This is a genomic window from Enterobacter sp. BIDMC 30 (assembly GCF_000534355.1).
Classification (GTDB): domain Bacteria; phylum Pseudomonadota; class Gammaproteobacteria; order Enterobacterales; family Enterobacteriaceae; genus Enterobacter; species Enterobacter ludwigii.
Genome location: NZ_KI973169.1, coordinates 4,067,718 through 4,085,329, shown reverse-complemented (window position 1 = coordinate 4,085,329; position 17,612 = coordinate 4,067,718). Strand labels below are relative to the sequence as shown.

General features: G+C 54.7%; 17 protein-coding genes. 13 read left to right on the top strand and 4 right to left on the bottom strand.

Annotation, left to right across the window (positions count from 1 at the left end):
- Window positions 1–37 precede the first annotated feature (37 nt).
- Entirely contained in the window at window positions 38–2,482 is a 2,445-nt protein-coding gene (gene fadE / locus L466_RS03200) for an acyl-CoA dehydrogenase FadE (protein ID WP_014168754.1), read from the bottom strand.
- A 239-nt stretch (window positions 2,483–2,721) separates the two neighbouring features.
- On the opposite strand from fadE, the gene lpcA reads away from it, so the two are divergent.
- Window positions 2,722–3,300 (top strand): D-sedoheptulose 7-phosphate isomerase, encoded by a 579-nt coding sequence (gene lpcA, locus L466_RS03205; protein ID WP_014168755.1) that lies wholly within the window; start codon window positions 2,722–2,724, stop codon window positions 3,298–3,300.
- Window positions 3,301–3,346: 46 nt separating this feature from the next.
- Window positions 3,347–4,114: a class II glutamine amidotransferase gene (locus L466_RS03210; RefSeq protein WP_014168756.1), complete on the top strand. Its 768-nt coding sequence runs from the start codon at window positions 3,347–3,349 to the stop codon at window positions 4,112–4,114.
- Here L466_RS03210 and dpaA read toward each other — a convergent pair.
- A complete protein-coding gene (gene dpaA, locus L466_RS03215) occupies window positions 4,085–4,825 on the bottom strand; it encodes a peptidoglycan meso-diaminopimelic acid protein amidase (protein WP_014168757.1) in 741 nt (246 codons plus the stop codon). The two genes, L466_RS03210 and dpaA, sit on opposite strands and share 30 nt — an antisense overlap.
- 298 nt (window positions 4,826–5,123) lie before the next feature.
- Between dpaA and L466_RS03220 the strand changes: the two genes are divergently transcribed.
- The 8 genes from L466_RS03220 to dinB all read left to right on the top strand — a co-directional run bounded on the left by L466_RS03220 (window position 5,124) and on the right by dinB (window position 12,324).
- A complete protein-coding gene (locus tag L466_RS03220) occupies window positions 5,124–6,467 on the top strand; it encodes a Na(+)-translocating NADH-quinone reductase subunit A (protein ID WP_032681615.1) in 1,344 nt (447 codons plus the stop codon).
- A gap of 3 nt (window positions 6,468–6,470) precedes the next feature.
- A complete protein-coding gene (locus tag L466_RS03225) occupies window positions 6,471–7,706 on the top strand; it encodes an NADH:ubiquinone reductase (Na(+)-transporting) subunit B (protein WP_020882790.1) in 1,236 nt (411 codons plus the stop codon).
- Window positions 7,699–8,493: a Na(+)-translocating NADH-quinone reductase subunit C gene (locus L466_RS03230; RefSeq protein WP_020882789.1), complete on the top strand. Its 795-nt coding sequence runs from the start codon at window positions 7,699–7,701 to the stop codon at window positions 8,491–8,493. Before L466_RS03225 ends, L466_RS03230 begins: the two co-directional genes overlap by 8 nt.
- Window positions 8,486–9,124 carry an NADH:ubiquinone reductase (Na(+)-transporting) subunit D gene (locus tag L466_RS03235; protein WP_025205100.1) on the top strand — a complete coding sequence of 213 codons (639 nt, stop codon included), beginning with the start codon at window positions 8,486–8,488 and terminating at the stop codon, window positions 9,122–9,124. The genes L466_RS03230 and L466_RS03235 overlap by 8 nt, the downstream gene beginning before the upstream one ends.
- A gap of 6 nt (window positions 9,125–9,130) precedes the next feature.
- On the top strand, window positions 9,131–9,727 hold the full coding sequence (nqrE, locus tag L466_RS03240) for an NADH:ubiquinone reductase (Na(+)-transporting) subunit E (protein WP_014168762.1): 597 nt from the start codon (window positions 9,131–9,133) through the stop codon (window positions 9,725–9,727).
- A gap of 10 nt (window positions 9,728–9,737) precedes the next feature.
- The gene (gene nqrF / locus L466_RS03245) at window positions 9,738–10,961 is read left to right on the top strand and encodes an NADH:ubiquinone reductase (Na(+)-transporting) subunit F (protein ID WP_032681613.1); all 1,224 of its coding nucleotides are present in this window, start codon (window positions 9,738–9,740) and stop codon (window positions 10,959–10,961) included.
- Window positions 10,961–11,164 carry a (Na+)-NQR maturation NqrM gene (gene nqrM, locus L466_RS03250; RefSeq protein WP_032681612.1) on the top strand — a complete coding sequence of 68 codons (204 nt, stop codon included), beginning with the start codon at window positions 10,961–10,963 and terminating at the stop codon, window positions 11,162–11,164. Before nqrF ends, nqrM begins: the two co-directional genes overlap by 1 nt.
- 101 nt (window positions 11,165–11,265) lie before the next feature.
- Window positions 11,266–12,324, top strand: coding sequence for a DNA polymerase IV (dinB, locus tag L466_RS03255; protein ID WP_032681611.1), 1,059 nt, complete (start codon window positions 11,266–11,268; stop codon window positions 12,322–12,324).
- Between the two features lie 54 nt (window positions 12,325–12,378).
- Here the strand turns inward: dinB and pepD are convergent, their stop codons facing one another.
- Window positions 12,379–13,836 carry a cytosol nonspecific dipeptidase gene (pepD, locus tag L466_RS03260; RefSeq protein WP_032677472.1) on the bottom strand — a complete coding sequence of 486 codons (1,458 nt, stop codon included), beginning with the start codon at window positions 13,834–13,836 and terminating at the stop codon, window positions 12,379–12,381.
- Between the two features lie 260 nt (window positions 13,837–14,096).
- Here pepD and gpt point away from each other — a divergent pair, with 260 nt between their 5' ends.
- The 3 genes from gpt to crl all read left to right on the top strand — a co-directional run bounded on the left by gpt (window position 14,097) and on the right by crl (window position 16,364).
- Window positions 14,097–14,555 (top strand): xanthine phosphoribosyltransferase, encoded by a 459-nt coding sequence (gene gpt / locus L466_RS03265; protein ID WP_010427903.1) that lies wholly within the window; start codon window positions 14,097–14,099, stop codon window positions 14,553–14,555.
- A 105-nt stretch (window positions 14,556–14,660) separates the two neighbouring features.
- Window positions 14,661–15,905, top strand: coding sequence for an esterase FrsA (frsA, locus tag L466_RS03270; RefSeq protein WP_014168767.1), 1,245 nt, complete (start codon window positions 14,661–14,663; stop codon window positions 15,903–15,905).
- Between the two features lie 57 nt (window positions 15,906–15,962).
- On the top strand, window positions 15,963–16,364 hold the full coding sequence (crl, locus tag L466_RS03275; protein ID WP_020882784.1) for a sigma factor-binding protein Crl: 402 nt from the start codon (window positions 15,963–15,965) through the stop codon (window positions 16,362–16,364).
- 108 nt (window positions 16,365–16,472) lie between these two features.
- Here the strand turns inward: crl and phoE are convergent, their stop codons facing one another.
- Complete coding sequence (gene phoE / locus L466_RS03280; protein WP_014168769.1) at window positions 16,473–17,525, bottom strand: phosphoporin PhoE; 1,053 nt, start codon at window positions 17,523–17,525, stop codon at window positions 16,473–16,475.
- Window positions 17,526–17,612 lie beyond the last annotated feature (87 nt).

The following is a 17,612-nucleotide window of genomic DNA, read 5'->3' as shown; positions in this document are numbered from 1 at the left end:
ACCCCGCGCGTGGCGGGGTTTGTAGAAGCGAAACGCGTTATGCAGCTTCAGGTTTGCGGACCTTCTCCGGCAGCTTTACCGGCTGTGTCGCCAGCTCATCCGGGTCGAAATCATCCACGTTAATGCTGCGCAGACGGCTCTCTTCGGCTTTCACCAGCAGAGCGGCTTCATCATTGTTGATGATCCCGCCCGTCAGGGCCTGTTTCGCCAGTTCATCCAGGCGGGTGAACGGCAGGTTTTTGCCCAGCTGTTTGCAGATCTTCTGGTGGATGGGATCGGCAGCCATCACGTCCAGCAGCGCTTCTTCCAGCAGACCAACCGGGTTATGCGGCGTGGGAGCCAGATACTGACCGCGGCCGATACGGGAACGGGTTGCGCTCGGTACCTGCAGGATCTTCGCCACTTTGTGATCCAGTTTGTCAGACGGCGCCAGATGATGACGACCGGTCGGGAAGATCACCACGCGAAGGGCACCTGCAACAAAGCGGTTCGGGAAGTTCGCCAGCAGATCGTCAATGGCCTGTTCCGCCTGATACATCGCATCCTGAACACCCCAGTGAACCAGCGGCAGATCGGCTTCCTGACGGCCTTCATCGTCGTAGCGTTTCAGGACCGCAGAGGCGAGGAAGATTTGGCTCAGCACATCACCCAGACGGGCAGAGATACGCTCGCGACGCTTCAGGCTACCGCCCAGCACCGCCATAGAAACATCTGACAGCAGAGCGAGGTTGGCGCTCAGGCGGTTAAGATGCTGGTAATAACGCTTGGTCGCATCACCGGTTGGCGTGGCGCTGGTAAGACCGCGCGTCAGACCCAGCCAGAAGCTGCGTACCTTATTACTGCCCACGTGACCAATATGTTTGAACAGCAGTTTGTCGAAGGCATCCACGTCGTTATTCTGCGCGGCGGCCATCTCTTCCAGCACATAAGGATGGCAACGGATTGCCCCCTGGCCGAAGATCATCATGCTGCGGGTCAGGATGTTTGCCCCTTCAACGGTGATGGCAATCGGTGCGCCCTGGTAGCCGCGCGCCAGGAAGTTGCCCTCGCCGAGCATAATGCCTTTACCGCCCGCGATATCCATTGCATCAATGATTGACTGCTGTGCGCGGTGGGTACAGTGATACTTCACGATAGCTGACAGCACGGCCGGTTTTTCGCCCAGCATAATGCCGTAGGTAATCAGGGAGGCGGCAGCATCCATCACGTAGGCGTTGCCTGCGATACGTGCCAGCGGCTCTTCGATCCCTTCCATCTTGCCGATAGAGATTTTGAACTGACGGCGGATATGGGCGTATGCACCAATCCCCATCGCGACAGATTTCAAACCACCGGTCGAGTTCGACGGCAGGGTAATACCGCGGCCAACCGACAGACATTCCACCAGCATGCGCCAGCCCTGACCGGCCATTTTCGGACCACCGATGATGTAGTCAATCGGTACAAAGATATCCTTGCCGCGGGTTGGGCCGTTCTGGAACGGTACGTTCAGCGGGAAGTGGCGACGACCAATTTCAACGCCTGGGGTGGAGGTTGGGATCAGCGCACAGGTAATGCCCAGATCTTCTTCACCGCCCAGCAGTTTTTCCGGATCGGAGAGCTTAAAGGCCAGGCCCAGCACGGTCGCGATAGGGGCGAGCGTAATATAACGTTTGTTCCAGGTCAGGCGCATACCCAGCACCTGTTGGCCCTGCCATTCACCCATGCAGACGACGCCGGTATCCGGGATCGCACCCGCATCGGAACCCGCTTCCGGGCTGGTCAGCGCGAAGCATGGAATTTCCTGGCCGCGTGCCAGACGCGGCAGGTAGTGATCTTTCTGCTCTTCGGTACCGTAGTGTTGCAGCAGTTCACCCGGGCCTAACGAGTTCGGCACGCCAACGGTGATCGCCAGGATCCCGGAAACGCCTGCCAGTTTTTGCAGGACGCGTGCCTGAGCGTAAGCGGAGAACTCCAGACCGCCGTACTCTTTCTTAATGATCATCGCGAAGAAGCGGTGTTCTTTCAGATACGCCCACAGTTCTGGCGGCAGGTCCGCCATTTCATGGGTAATCGCGAAGTCATTTGCCATGCGGCACGCTTCTTCCACCGGACCATCAATAAAGGCCTGTTCTTCAGCGGTCAGACGCGGTTGCGGATAGTTGTGCAGCTTTTTCCAGTCCGGGTTGCCCTGGAACAGGTCGCCTTCCCACCAGGTGGTACCGGCATCAATCGCTTCTTTCTCCGTACGCGACATGGGCGGCATCACTTTGCGGAAGCCTTTGAACACCGGCGCGGAGATCATCGATTTACGCATCGGCGTAAAGTTAAACGGCAGAAGAATGATGGCCAGCGGGACTAAAAGCCAGATATTCCACAGGCCAGCGACGCCAAGCGCAGCCGTCCAGGCCAGCAGAATCAGACTGCTCAGGAATAAACTCACCCGGTGATAGAACAGCACACCGAGCAGAACAACGGTTGCGAGAATGCTCAAAATCATCATAAAGAAAAGCTCCCTTGCTTGTAGGAGGTCTGACCACTTGTGATGATATGGTTGTAGTTGATGTTATTTCCTTTAGCAATGTGTTTACAAAATAATTACAACCTGGTTCACATTGTTCAGGTTTAAGCCGGCACGAAAACGCAAAACGCCAGACGATTCGCATGGCTTTAGCTTCTCGCTTTTCCCGCTATCCGGTACACTCCACTGTGTTATTTCATCAATACTGAAGGATTATCCTCATGTACCAGGATCTTATTCGTAACGAACTGAACGAAGCGGCGGAAACGCTGGCTAACTTTCTGAAAGATGATGCCAATATTCACGCTATTCAGCGCGCAGCGGTCCTGCTGGCCGACAGTTTCAAGGCCGGCGGTAAAGTGCTCTCCTGTGGTAACGGTGGTTCCCACTGTGATGCGATGCACTTTGCAGAAGAGCTGACCGGGCGTTATCGTGAAAACCGTCCGGGCTACCCGGCGATTGCGATTTCCGATGTGAGCCACATTTCCTGCGTCAGTAACGATTTTGGTTATGACTATATCTTCTCTCGCTACGTCGAAGCCGTGGGCCGTGAAGGTGACGTGCTGCTGGGTATTTCGACGTCCGGAAACTCGGCTAACGTGATCAAAGCGATTGCCGCAGCGCGTGAAAAAGGGATGAAAGTCATCACCCTGACCGGTAAAGATGGCGGTAAGATGGACGGTACGGCGGATATCGAAATCCGTGTTCCACACTTCGGTTATGCTGACCGTATTCAGGAAATTCACATCAAAGTGATCCACATCCTGATCCAGCTGATCGAAAAAGAGATGGTTAAGTAAGACTTCGCTGGGGGCATGATTGCCCCCGCTGTTGTGGAGGTGATGTATGTGCGAATTGCTCGGGATGAGCGCCAATGTGCCAACCGATATCTGCTTTAGCTTCACCGGGCTCGTTCAGCGCGGCGGGGGCACCGGGCCGCATAAAGACGGCTGGGGCATTACCTTCTACGAAGGCAAAGGATGTCGCACATTCAAAGATCCCCAGCCCAGCTTTAATTCCCCGATTGCCAGACTGGTGCAGGACTATCCCATTAAGTCCCGCTCGGTGATTGCCCACATCCGTCAGGCAAACCGCGGGGAAGTGGCGCTGGAAAATACCCACCCGTTCACCCGCGAGCTGTGGGGCCGTCACTGGACCTACGCGCACAATGGCCAGCTCTCCGGCTACAAGTCGCTGGAGACGGGCAATTTCCGTCCGGTCGGTGAGACCGACAGCGAAAAAGCGTTTTGCTGGCTGCTGCACAAGCTGACGCAGCGTTATCCACGCACGCCCGGCAACATGACCGCCGTCTTCAAATACATTGCGTCGCTGGCATCAGAACTGCGTGAGAAGGGCGTGTTCAACATGCTGCTGTCTGACGGGCGTTATGTGATGGCGTTCTGTTCGACCAATCTGTTCTGGATCACGCGCCGCGCGCCGTTTGGCGTCGCCAAGCTGCTCGATCAGGATGTGGAAATTGATTTTCAACGAGAGACCACACCGAATGATGTGGTCACAGTGATCGCGACCCAGCCGCTGACGGGCAACGAAACCTGGCAAAAGATTATGCCAGGCGAGTGGGTCTTATTTTGTCTCGGGGACCGAGTAGTTTGATGCCAGCTGCGGCTGGACGACTTCGTGGCTCAGCGGCTTGCTGACCACATAGCGGCCATCGACAACCGAGACAACCGGCGGCTTGTGCGTCTGCTCAAAGTAGTCGTAACCCGGTTTCAGCTGTTTCCAGAAATCCGCGTAGTAGGAGTACTTGTGACGTGCCATGTTGGCATCGGTCATGCGGAACGGGTAGATGCTGACCTGAACGTTCGGCTGACCAAAGACCAATGCGCCGGTGACAAACTGGAAAATCTCATCAATGCCGGTATCGGTCATCGCATAACAGCCGATAGACACGCATGCACCGTGGATCATCAGGTATTTGCCTTCATAACCGTGGGCACGGTCATAGGCGTTCGGGAAGCCAATGTTAATGGCTTTATAGAAGCGGCTGTCAGGTTTTAGCTGGCTACGCTGAACGTTGTAAAACCCTTCCGGACTTTTGAAATCGCCCTGACGCTGTTTTGGCCCCAGACCACCGGAGTAGTTACAAATCTTGTAACTATCAAGCAGCTGATATGTCTCGCCCATTTTTACAAACAGATCGAGTGTGCGTTCTTCCTTGAAGATTTGAATATAAACCGGTGATCCCATTAACTGCTGTTTATATTCTTTGCTGACCGGCGTGGTTGAGCTATTGCTGCTGAGCAGCCCGGCAAACGATACGCACGGAATCAGGAGCATCGCAATGAACAATGCGATTTTACGCATACTACTAGTTCCTTGATAAAACTAAGACCAAATTGCCAGGACGGCAAAAGAGACCCGAAATCAGATTATTCTGTTAGGTGCGCTCACATTAGCACCGCCATAGATTTTCGCAAGAGCCGGACGGTGAGTTTACAAATTAGTTTTACTTTATAAACCATCAAAATCGCGTTGGCTCCAGGAACTTTGCGTAATACCTCGCACTTTAGCGCCTGCAACCGAGGTTTTGGTGCCCGAAAAACAGCGAAAATGGTACACTTCGCCCCCTCTGGATTGAAGTTCATGGAAGCTTGCTAACCACATGTTTAAAATCAGAAAAGGACTTGATCTGCCGATTGCAGGCGTGCCCGAGCCGCACGTTTCGCCTGGCGCAAGTGTCCGCCATGTCGCCATTTTGGGCGATGACTACCTGGGAATGCGTCCCTCAATGCTGGTGCAGGAAGGCGATCGCGTCATTAAAGGACAGGCGCTCTTCGAGGACAAAAAAAATCCTGGCGTTATGTTTACGGCCCCCGCGAGCGGTACCGTGGTGGCAATCAATCGCGGTGAACGTCGCGTCCTGCAGTCGGTGGTTATCCGTATTGAAGGCGACGAACAACGTGAGTTTTCCCGTTTCGACGCAGCAGACCTCGCCGCCCTGAGCCGGGAAGCCGTTCAGGCACAACTGCTGGCGTCCGGCTTGTGGACGGCGTTTCGCACGCGACCTTTCAGCAAATCGCCTGTTCCGGATACGCTTCCGGCCGCTATTTTCGTCACCGCCATTGATACCAACCCGCTCAGCGCGGACCCGGAGCCCATTATTCTGGCACAGCGTAACGCGTTTGATGCCGGGCTAACCGTGTTAACCCGTCTGACCTCGGGGAAGGTCCACGTCTGTCAGGCGGGCGGCGGCAAACTCGGGGGCCATCCGCAGGGGCAAGTTACGTTTAATACGTTTGCAGGCCCGCACCCGGCGGGGTTAGTTGGAACGCATATCCACTTCCTGGAGCCGGTGAGCCTGACGAAACAGGTCTGGCATCTGAATTATCAGGACGTGATTGCCATTGGTAAGCTCTTTACCACCGGTGAACTGTGCTCTGAACGGGTGATCGCCCTCGGCGGGCCACAGGCAGCAAATCCACGCCTGGTGAAAACGCTGCTGGGTGCGGACATTAATGAACTGCTTGCCGGTGAAACGAAAGAGGGTGAAAACCGCCTGATTTCTGGCTCGGTGCTCAGTGGCCGTCATGCGGCTGGCGCGCAGGCGTATCTTGGGCGCTTCCACCTGCAGGTCAGTGTGGTTCTGGAAGGTCGCGAGAAAGAGCTGTTCGGCTGGGTTCTGCCGGGCGCTGAGAAGTATTCCGTGACCCGCACCACCCTTGGGCACTTCCTGCGTCGCAAACTCTTTAATTTCTCGACCAGCACCCACGGCGGAGAGCGCGCCATGGTTCCGATTGGCAACTACGAGCGCGTTATGCCGCTGGATATTCTGCCAACTCTGCTGCTGCGCGATCTGCTGGCCGGCGACACCGACAGTGCCCAGGCGCTGGGGTGCCTCGAGCTTGACGAAGAAGATCTGGCGCTCTGTACCTATGTCTGTCCGGGAAAATACGAATATGGACCGGTATTGCGCGAGGTGTTAACCCGCATTGAGCAGGAAGGATAACTGATGGGCTTAAAACACCTCTTTGAAAAAATAGAGCCGCACTTTACGCACGGGAAGCTCAGGAAGTACTACCCGCTGTATGAAGCAACGGCGACCATTTTCTACACGCCGGGGCTGGTCACAAAAGGGGCGGCACACGTCCGCGATGCTATCGACCTCAAACGAATGATGATTCTGGTCTGGTTTGCGGTCTTCCCGGCCATGTTCTGGGGTATGTACAACGTTGGCCTGCAGACCATTCCGGCGCTGCATCATTTATATGATGCTCCACAACTGGCTCAGGTTATCCAGTCGGACTGGCACTACCGCCTGGCCCAGACGTTGGGCGTCAGCTTTGCAGCCGATGCCGGCTGGATAAGCATGATGACGCTGGGAGCCGTATTCTTCCTGCCAATCTACATCACGGTGTTTATCGTGGGGGGCTTCTGGGAAGTGCTGTTCGCCATCATTCGCAAACATGAGATCAACGAAGGCTTCTTCGTGACGTCGATTCTGTTTGCTCTGATTGTTCCACCGACGCTGCCGCTCTGGCAGGCGGCACTGGGGATCAGTTTTGGCGTGGTGATTGCCAAGGAGATCTTCGGTGGCACCGGGCGCAACTTCCTCAACCCGGCGCTGGCCGGGCGAGCTTTCCTGTTCTTTGCGTATCCGGCGCAAATCTCGGGCGACCTGGTGTGGACGGCCGCGGATGGGTTCTCGGGTGCGACGCCGCTTTCACAGTGGGCCGCGCACGGGGGCGAAACGCTGGTTAACAACGCCACGGGTCAACCCGTAACCTGGCTGGATGCCTTTATTGGCAACATTCCCGGCTCTGTTGGAGAAGTTTCCACGCTGATGATTTTACTCGGTGGCGCCATTATTCTCTTCGGACGCGTCGCGTCGTGGCGCATTGTCGCAGGGGTAATGATTGGCATGGTGTTAACAGCCACGATGTTTAATTTCATCGGTTCCGCCACCAACCCGATGTTCTCCATGCCCTGGTACTGGCATCTGGTGCTGGGTGGGTTCGCTTTCGGCATGATGTTCATGGCCACCGATCCTGTCTCTGCGTCCTTTACCGACAAAGGTAAATGGAGCTATGGCGTGCTCATTGGTGCGATGTGTGTCCTGATTCGTGTGGTCAACCCGGCTTATCCGGAAGGGATGATGTTGGCCATTCTGTTTGCCAATCTGTTTGCGCCGCTCTTCGACTATCTGGTCGTGCGCGCCAACATTAAGCGGAGGAAAGCGCGTGGCTGAAAGCAAGAATAACGACAGCATTGGCAAAACGCTGCTGGTGGTGCTGGTCCTTTGCCTGGTCTGTTCCATTGTCGTGGCTGGCTCTGCCGTGGGATTAAAACCACGGCAACAGGAGCAGCGCGCGCTGGATAAACAACGCAACATCCTGGCTGTGGCCGGGTTAATGCAGGAAGGGATGAGTACAGACGACGTGGCTGAACTCTTCGCGGAGCGCATTTCGGCGCGTCTGGTGGATTTAAAAACCGGCCAGTTGCTGGATAAAGACCCGACGAAATTTAACCAGGCACTGGCGTTGAAAGACCCTGAGATGAGCCTGACGCTGGAGGCATCGCAAGATCCCGCTGGCATCAAGCGTCGCAGTAACCTCGCCGAAATTTACCTAGTGCGCGATGAGCAGAAGCGGGTGCAGGAGGTCGTGCTGCCGATATACGGCAACGGGCTGTGGTCGATGATGTACGCCTTTGTGGCACTCGATACGGATGGTCGCACGGTGAAAGGGATTACTTATTATGACCAGGGCGAAACGCCGGGGCTCGGCGGTGAGGTTGAAAACCCTAACTGGCGCGCGCAGTTTGTCGGCAAGAAAGTGCTCGACGATAACGGCCTGCCTGCCCTGAAGGTGATGAAAGGGGCTGCGCGTCCGGGTGACGAATATGCCGTAGATGGGCTTTCCGGGGCAACGCTCACGTCAAAAGGGGTGCAGCACAGTTTTGATTTCTGGATGGGCGAGCTGGGCTTTGGTCCTTTCCTGAAAAACGTACGTGAAGGAGCGCTGAACAATGGCTGATACGGGTGAACTGAAAGAAGTCAAAAAGGTGCTCATCGGTCCGCTGCTGGCGAATAACCCTATTACCTTACAGGTGCTGGGAGTCTGTTCGGCGCTGGCGGTCACGACAAAACTGGAAACCGCGCTGGTCATGACCGTCGCGGTCACGCTGGTGACGGCATTTTCCAGCATGTTTATCTCCATGATCCGCCACCACATCCCGAATAGCGTGAGGATCATTGTGCAGATGGCGATCATCGCGTCGCTGGTGATCGTGGTCGATCAGCTATTGCGCGCTTTCGCGTATGAAACGTCAAAACAGCTCTCGGTGTTTGTCGGTCTGATTATCACCAACTGCATCGTGATGGGGCGTGCCGAAGCTTATGCGATGAAAATGCCTCCGCTGGCGAGCTTTATGGACGGGATCGGTAACGGTCTCGGTTACGGCGTTATCCTGCTGACCGTTGGGTTCCTGCGCGAGTTGATTGGCAGCGGTAAGCTGTTTGGCGTCACGGTGCTGGACACGGTACAAAACGGCGGCTGGTATCTGCCAAACGGACTCTTCCTGCTGGCCCCAAGCGCATTTTTCATTATCGGTTTGCTGATCTGGCTGATTCGTACCCTGAAGCCAGAACAGCAGGAAAAGGAGTAACCGACGATGGCTCATTATCTGAGTTTATTTGTGCGCGCGGTGTTTGTTGAAAACATGGCACTCGCGTTTTTCCTGGGCATGTGTACGTTTCTTGCCGTTTCCAAAAAGGTATCGACGGCATTTGGTCTGGGTGTCGCGGTCACGGTGGTGCTCGGCTTATCTGTACCGATTAACAACCTGGTGTACAACTTTGTGCTGCGCGACGGTGCGCTGGTAGACGGTGTCGATCTCAGCTTCCTGAACTTCATCACCTTTATCGGTGTGATTGCGGCGCTGGTGCAAATCCTGGAGATGATCCTCGACAGGTATTTCCCATCGCTATACAACGCGCTGGGGATTTTTCTGCCGTTGATCGCGGTGAACTGCGCCATCTTTGGTGGCGTCTCGTTTATGGTTCAGCGTGATTACAACTTCAGTGAATCCGTTGTGTATGGTTTCGGCTCCGGCATCGGCTGGATGCTGGCTATCGTCACCATGGCGGGGATCCGCGAAAAAATGAAATATGCCAATGTGCCTGCGGGTTTACGTGGCTTAGGGATCACCTTTATCACCACCGGGTTGATGGCGCTGGGCTTTATGTCCTTCTCCGGTGTGCAGCTATAAGGGCTAACAGATGGAAATTATTCTTGGCGTGGTGATGTTCACGCTGATTGTACTGGTGTTGTCAGGGCTGATTCTGGCGGCACGCGCGAAGCTGGTGAATTCCGGCGACGTGGTGATTGATATCAACGGTGAGCCGCAAAACCAGATCCGCACGCCGGCGGGGGATAAACTGCTCAATACGCTCTCCGGCAACGGGATCTTTGTCTCCTCAGCCTGCGGTGGCGGTGGCTCCTGCGGTCAGTGCCGCGTCACGGTGAAAGAGGGCGGCGGGGATATTCTGCCCACTGAGCTGGCGCATATCACGAAGCGTGAGGCAAAAGAGGGCTGCCGTCTGGCCTGCCAGGTCGCGGTGCGCCAGGACATGAAAATTGAGCTGCCGGAAGAGATCTTCGGGGTCAAAAAATGGGAGTGTGAAGTTATCTCTAACGATAACAAAGCGACTTTCATTAAAGAGCTGAAGCTGCGCGTGCCGGAAGGGGAAGATGTTCCGTTCCGGGCCGGGGGATACATCCAGATTGAGTGCCCGGAGCACACCGTGGCGTATGCGGACTTCGACGTTCCGGATGAGTACCGTGCCGACTGGGACAAATTCAATCTTTTCCGTTTTGTGTCTGACGTTAAAGAACCGACGCTTCGCGCCTACTCAATGGCCAACTACCCGGACGAGAAGGGCATCATTATGCTCAACGTGCGTATCGCCACGCCGCCGCCGAATGTGCCTGATGCACCCCCGGGCGTCATGTCGTCGTATATCTGGTCCCTGAAACCGGGAGATAAGGTGACCATCTCCGGTCCGTTTGGCGAGTTCTTTGCTAAAGAGACCGAGGCTGAAATGGTCTTTATCGGTGGTGGAGCGGGCATGGCACCGATGCGTTCGCACATTTTTGACCAGCTCAAGCGCCTCGGAAGCAAGCGCAAAATCAGCTTCTGGTACGGGGCACGCTCGCTGCGAGAGATGTTCTATGATGATGAGTTTGAGCAACTGGCGCGTGAAAACCCAAACTTCACCTTCCATGTGGCCCTCTCCGATCCGCAACCGGAAGATAACTGGACCGGCCACACGGGGTTCATCCACAACGTACTTTATGAAAACTACCTCAAGCAGCATCCTGCGCCAGAGGATTGCGAATTTTACATGTGTGGGCCGCCAGTGATGAACGCTGCAGTCATTAAGATGCTAAAAGATCTGGGTGTGGAAGATGAGAACATCCTGCTGGATGACTTCGGGGGGTGATGATGCTGACGTTTCTGGCAACTTTCGCGGTTTTTTTGCTTGTTGTACTCGGCATGTCTCTGGGCTGGATCATAAAGCGTAAAAGCATTCAGGGCAGCTGTGGTGGTATCTCCGCGATCGGGATGGAAAAAGTGTGCGACTGCCCCGAACCCTGCGATGCCCGTAAAAAACGCATGGCGCGCGAGGCCCGGCGGATCCTGTAGTGAGTCCGGTGTTTTCCCTCTTCCTGGAGGAGAGGGGAAACACACTTCTCAATCCTCATTTCTTTACTGTATACTTATCCAGTGATGAGTGAGGGCTTACTATGCGCAAAATAATCCATGTTGATATGGACTGCTTTTTTGCCGCAGTGGAGATGCGTGACAATCCGGCGCTGCGGGATATACCTATTGCGATTGGCGGTAGCCGTGTCCAGCGCGGTGTGATCAGCACCGCCAACTACCCTGCGCGCAAATTTGGCGTGCGCAGCGCTATGCCAACTGCCATGGCGCTAAAGCTGTGCCCTCATCTCACGCTGTTGCCCGGCCGATTTGACGCCTACAAAGAAGCCTCCCTGCATATCCGCGAGATCTTCTCTCGCTATACCTCGCTGATTGAACCTTTGTCGCTGGACGAAGCCTACCTGGATGTCACTGACAGCCTGCACTGCCACGGCTCCGCAACGTTAATGGCGCAGGAGATCCGCCGGACTATCTTCAACGAGCTCAATCTGACCGCTTCCGCGGGCGTCGCACCGGTGAAATTTCTCGCCAAAATAGCGTCTGATTTGAATAAACCCGATGGTCAGTACGTCATCACTCCGGAAGAGGTTCCGGCGTTTTTAAAAACGCTGCCGCTCGGCAAAATCCCCGGCGTGGGGAAAGTGTCTGCTGCAAAGCTGGAAAGTATGGGATTACGGACCTGTGAAGATGTACAGCGAAGCGATCTGGCCATGCTGCTCAAGCGTTTCGGTAAGTTTGGTCGCGTGCTGTGGGAGCGCAGTCAGGGAATTGATGAGCGCAGCGTGAGCAGTGAGCGGCTGCGTAAATCGGTCGGGGTTGAACGCACGCTGATGGAAGACATCCATGACTGGTCCGAGTGTGAAGTCATTATCACTGACCAACTTTATCCCGAACTGGAGCGGCGGTTAGCGAAAGTAAAACCCGATCTGCTGATTGCCCGTCAGGGCGTTAAGCTGAAGTTTAATGATTTCCAGCAGACGACGCAGGAGCATGTCTGGCCGCGACTGAATAAAGACGATCTTATCGCCACTGCGAGAAAAGCCTGGGAAGAGCGGCGGGCAGGGCGGGGAGTGAGGCTGGTGGGGTTACACGTGACGCTGCTGGACCCGCAACTGGAGCGGCAGCTGGTATTGGGGTTATAGCAGGCGGATTTGTCAGCCCGGCAGGCAACGTGCTACCGGGCATCATACGGCGAATTACTTAGCAGGGATCGCTTTCAGCAGTTCAGTCAGCAGAGTCCAGTAATGACCCACGCTTTCAATATGAACCTGCTCATCTGGCGAGTGCGGACCGGTAATGGTTGGCCCGATAGACACCATGTCCATGTTCGGATACGGTTTCTTGAACAGACCACACTCCAGACCGGCGTGGATCACCTGAATGTTCGGGGTACTGTTGAACAGACGCTGGTAAGTTTCACGCACCAGCGCCATCACCGGCGAACTGGCATCCGGCTGCCAGCCTGGGTAGCTACCTTTTGCGGAGGTGTGCGCACCCGCCAGTTTACCTAGAGACTCCAGCATGCTCACCACATACTCTTTACCGCTGTCGATAAGCGAACGGATCAGGCAGATGATCTCCGCGCTGTCATCGCTCATAGTGACCACGCCCACGTTCAGGGAGGTTTCAACCACGCCTTTCGCGACGTCTGAGTTACGAATCACGCCGTTTGGCGTCGCGTTCAGCAGCTGAACGAAGGCGTCACGAGACGGGGAGGTCAGCGCCGCTTTGTCGGTAGTCACGGACTCCAGCACCACGGTCAGGTTCTTCTCTTTCGCTGACAGTTCGTTTTTCAGGATATCCAGATACACGCTGGAAAGCTTTTTCAGCTCGTCAGCTTTTGCAGCGGGTACTGCCACGGTCGTGAAGGCTTCACGCGGAATGGCATTGCGCAGTGTGCCGCCGTTGAAATCCACCAGACGCAGATCCAGCTCAGCCGCGTGGCCAGCCAGGAAGCGTGCCAGCAGTTTGTTGGCGTTGCCCAGACCCAGGTGAATATCACCACCGGAGTGGCCGCCTTTCAGCCCTTTCAGCGTCAGCTTGAAGGTCTGGAAACCAGCAGGGATCGCTTCGCGGGACAGTGGCAGGGTCGTGATGAAATCAATCCCGCCGGCGCAGCCCATGTAGATCTCACCCTCTTCTTCAGAGTCGGTGTTGATCAGAATGTCCGCCTGCAGCCAGTTCGCCTGCAGACCGAACGCGCCGTCCATGCCTGCTTCTTCCGTCATGGTCAGCAGCACTTCCAGCGGGCCGTGTTCAACGCTGTCGTCCGCCAGGACCGCCAGAGCAGACGCCATGCCAATGCCGTTATCTGCACCAAGGGTCGTGCCGCGCGCTTTCACCCAGTCGCCATCGATGTAAGGCTGGATAGGGTCTTTGGTGAAGTCGTGAACGGTGTCGTTGTTTTTCTGTGGAACCATGTCCAGGTGCGCCTGCAGCACAACCGGTTTACGGTTTTCCATGCCTGCGGTCGCCGGTTTGCGGATCAGAATGTTGCCAACCTGGTCGCGTTCAGCATGCAGACCTTTTTCCTTCGCCCAGCCCATAATATGTTCGGCAAGCTGTTCTTCATGGTAGGAAGGGTGGGGAATGGAACAGATTTTGGCAAAAATATCCCACAGTGGCTGTGGAGATAATTGAGACAGTTCAGACACGATAAGTCTCCTTGTCGATGCCCTGCAAAGCGAGTTGCAGGTCACAGGGTTAGCAGGTTAATAGTTACCACAAGACAGGCTTGCGAGATGCAACTGAGAATACCACTTTCTCCGGTGGCTGGTAGCATAAAGCATGTAAAAACTCAGGCTCCGGGCGCTAAACACTGGTTTTTAGTGCGTCAGATCTCTATAATCTCGCGCAACCTATTTCCCCCTCGAACACTTTTTAAGCCGTATACAAACAGGCTGGGACACTTCACATGAGCGAAAAATACGTCGTCACCTGGGACATGTTGCAGATTCACGCACGCAAACTGGCTGCGCGTCTGATGCCTTCCGAACAGTGGAAAGGCATTATTGCCGTCAGCCGTGGCGGTCTGGTACCGGGGGCGCTGCTGGCACGTGAGCTGGGTATTCGTCATGTCGATACCGTATGCATCTCCAGCTATGACCATGACAACCAGCGTGAGCTGACCGTGCTGAAACGTGCGGAAGGCGACGGTGAAGGCTTCATCGTTATCGACGACCTGGTTGATACCGGCGGTACCGCGGTGGCTATCCGCGAAATGTATCCAAAAGCCCACTTCGTCACCATCTTCGCGAAGCCAGCAGGCCGTCCGCTGGTTGACGATTACGTGATTGATATCCCTCAGGATACCTGGATTGAACAGCCATGGGATATGGGCGTGGTATTCGTACCGCCAATCTCTGGTCGTTAATTCTCTTACGCATTTATTTAACGCCCGGTGATACCGGGCGTTGTTTTTTTTAGTCTGACGCGCGTTACAATGGTCTCTATATGACGTATTCATGGAGGCAACGTAATGACGCAGGCGAATCTCACCGAGACTCTCTTCAAACCCCGTTTCAAACATCCTGAAACGTCGACGCTGGTACGCCGGTTTAATCCGGGAACCATGCCTGCCGTCCAGTCTGCATTAGACGGTAAAAACGTGCCCCACTGGTACCGCATGATTAACCGTCTGATGTGGATCTGGCGCGGTATTGATCCCCGTGAAATCCTTGATGTGCAGGCGCGTATCGTGATGAGCGAAGCTGAGCGCACCGACAGTGAACTCTACGATACGGTCGTGGGTTATCGCGGGGGAAACTGGATCTACGAATGGTCTAAACAGGCGATGCTCTGGCAGCAAAAAGCCAGCCAGGAAGAGGATGCCACGCTCAGCGGCAAACACTGGCTGCATGCGGCCAACCTCTATGCTATTGCCGCATACCCGCATTTGAAAGGTGATGAGCTGGCCGAGCAGGCTCAGGCGCTGGCGAATCGCGCCTACGAAGAGGCCGCTCAACGCTTGCCGGGCCGGATGCGCGAGCTGGAGTTTACCATCCCGGGTGGCGCGCCCGTCACCGGGTTCCTGCATATGCCAGAAGGCGAAGGCCCGTTCCCGACCGTTCTGATGTGCGGCGGGCTGGATTCACTGCAAATCGACTATTACAGCCTGTATGAGCGTTACTTCGCACCAAAAGGGATCGCGATGCTGACGCTGGATATGCCCTCAATTGGCTTTTCATCCAAATGGAAACTGACTCAGGACTCGAGTCTTCTGCACCAGCATGCGCTAAAAGCGCTGGAAAACATTCCATGGGTTGACCACACGCGTGTTGCTGCATTTGGCTTCCGCTTTGGCGCCAACGTCGCCGTGCGTCTGGCTTACCTTGAAGCTTCACGCCTGAAGGCCGTCGCCTGTCTCGGTCCGGTGGTGCACGCTCTGCTCAGCGATCCGACCCGGCAGGGCCGCGTGCCGGAAATGTACCTTGATGTGCTGGCCAGTCGCCTTGGCATGCATGATGCATCAGACGAAGCGCTGCGCGTTGAACTCAATCGTTACTCGCTAAAAACGCAGGGGTTGCTGGGACGGCGTTGCCCTACGCCGATGATGTCAGGGTACTGGAAAAACGATCCCTTCAGTCCCGAAGAGGAGTCACGCTTAATCACTTCGTCATCTGCGGATGGCAAATTGCTTGAGGTACCGTTCAGCCCGGTGTACCAGAATTTTGACAAAGCATTGAGAGAGATCACACGCTGGATCGCGCAGAGATTGTGTTAATAGATTGCTAAATTTTGCTGGTTTGGTAAAACAGTGGCTTCACAAAAGGAGATCGCAATGACGTTACCGAGTGGACACCCGAAAAGTAGACTGATCAAGAAGTTTATGGCTCTCGGCCCGTATATTCGAGAAGAGCAGTGTGAAGAAAATCGCTTTTTTTTCGACTGCCTGGCTGTATGCGTCAACGTGAAGCCTGCACCCGAAAAACGTGAATTCTGGGGCTGGTGGATGGAAATGGAAGCGGAAGAAAAACGTTTTACGTATAGCTACCAGTTCGGCCTGTTTAATAAAGACGGCTACTGGCAAACAGCCCCTATCAAAGACCAGGAAGTGATCGACCGCCTGGAGCATACTTTGAAAGAGTACCTCGAAAAGGCAAGAGCACTGCTGGCCACCCTGGATCTGAAGCTTGAACCCGCGGATAACTTTTCCAGCGAAGCGGTTAAGCTGACGGCGTAATCGCGATATTTCTCTCTTCGCGAGGGATGGGGTGAGGGCAGTAAACCCGACCCCCTCCAGGCAAAAAAAATCCCGGCATCTGCGCCGGGATTTTTTATTTCAACAATATCAGAACTGGTAGGTCATACCCAGAGCAACGATGTCATCACTGCTCACGCCCAGTTTATTGTCGTCATCAATCTGGTTGATTTTATAATCAACAAACGCGGACATATTTTTGTTGAAATAATAGGTCGCGCCCACGTCGATGTATTTCACCAGATCTTCGTCACCCACACCTTCGATATCCTTGCCTTTAGACTGGACATAACCCAGGGACGGACGCAGACCGAAATCGAACTGGTATTGTGCAACAACTTCAAAGTTCTGAGCCTTATTCGCAAAACCACCCGAAATTGGGGTCATATTGCGGGTTTCAGAGTACATCGCTGCCAGATAAATATCGTTAGCGTCATATTTCAGACCGGTTGCCCATGCTTCCGCTTTTTTACCTTCACCGCGCGTCAGCAGGTTTTGTGCGTTAGTACGGTCAGAGTTGGTGTAGGCACCGCTGACGGCGAAGTCGCTGCCACCGAAGTCATAGGTCAGAGAGGTACCGAAACCGTCACCGTTCTGTTTTTTGACGTCGCGGTTTTCGTTTTTGCCCTGATACTGCAGGGTCATATCCAGGCCATCAACCGCACCGAAGAAGTCGGTGTTACGGTAGGTGGCAAGACCGCTCGCACGTTTGGTCATGAAGTTATCAGTCTGGGCTGAAGAGTCACCACCGAACTCAGGGAACATATCGGTCCAGGCTTCAACGTCGTACAGTGCGCCCAGGTTACGACCGTAATCCAGAGAGCCAATGTCTTTCAGTTTCAGACCAGCAAACGCCAGACGCGTTTTCTGTGTAGAGTCGCTTTCTGCTTTGTTACCGGCAAATTCAGCTTCCCAACGGCCATAGCCCGTCAGCTGATCGTTAATCTGTGTTTCGCCTTTAAAACCGAAACGGACGTAAGTCTGGTCACCATCTTTAGTGTCATCATCGCTGATGTAGTGCATTGCTTTAACTTTGCCGTATACGTCCAGTTTATTACCGTTTTTATTATAAACTTCGGCTGCGTGTACAGATGCGGAAGCCACAACGCCCATTACCACTAATGCCAGTGTGCTCTTTTTCATTTTCGATCCTGTCTTATAAACGCGCTAAAAAAATTCGCTGGACGATAAGCTCATGCTTAAGTCCCGTGAAAAAACAGAAAGGGTTTT

Bases quoted from the DNA above. Each gene is read 5' to 3' on its own strand.
- crl (WP_020882784.1), top strand. From the start codon at position 15,963: ATGACGTTACCGAGTGGACACCCGAAAAGTAGACTGATCAAGAAGTTT.
- nqrF (WP_032681613.1), top strand. From the start codon at position 9,738: ATGGAAATTATTCTTGGCGTGGTGATGTTCACGCTGATTGTACTGGTG.
- dinB (WP_032681611.1), top strand. From the start codon at position 11,266: ATGCGCAAAATAATCCATGTTGATATGGACTGCTTTTTTGCCGCAGTG.
- gpt (WP_010427903.1), top strand. From the start codon at position 14,097: ATGAGCGAAAAATACGTCGTCACCTGGGACATGTTGCAGATTCACGCA.
- L466_RS03225 (WP_020882790.1), top strand. From the start codon at position 6,471: ATGGGCTTAAAACACCTCTTTGAAAAAATAGAGCCGCACTTTACGCAC.
- nqrE (WP_014168762.1), top strand. From the start codon at position 9,131: ATGGCTCATTATCTGAGTTTATTTGTGCGCGCGGTGTTTGTTGAAAAC.
- nqrM (WP_032681612.1), top strand. From the start codon at position 10,961: ATGATGCTGACGTTTCTGGCAACTTTCGCGGTTTTTTTGCTTGTTGTA.
- L466_RS03220 (WP_032681615.1), top strand. From the start codon at position 5,124: ATGTTTAAAATCAGAAAAGGACTTGATCTGCCGATTGCAGGCGTGCCC.
- L466_RS03235 (WP_025205100.1), top strand. From the start codon at position 8,486: ATGGCTGATACGGGTGAACTGAAAGAAGTCAAAAAGGTGCTCATCGGT.
- L466_RS03210 (WP_014168756.1), top strand. From the start codon at position 3,347: ATGTGCGAATTGCTCGGGATGAGCGCCAATGTGCCAACCGATATCTGC.
- lpcA (WP_014168755.1), top strand. From the start codon at position 2,722: ATGTACCAGGATCTTATTCGTAACGAACTGAACGAAGCGGCGGAAACG.
- phoE (WP_014168769.1), bottom strand. From the start codon at position 17,525: ATGAAAAAGAGCACACTGGCATTAGTGGTAATGGGCGTTGTGGCTTCC.
- dpaA (WP_014168757.1), bottom strand. From the start codon at position 4,825: ATGCGTAAAATCGCATTGTTCATTGCGATGCTCCTGATTCCGTGCGTA.
- fadE (WP_014168754.1), bottom strand. From the start codon at position 2,482: ATGATGATTTTGAGCATTCTCGCAACCGTTGTTCTGCTCGGTGTGCTG.
- frsA (WP_014168767.1), top strand. From the start codon at position 14,661: ATGACGCAGGCGAATCTCACCGAGACTCTCTTCAAACCCCGTTTCAAA.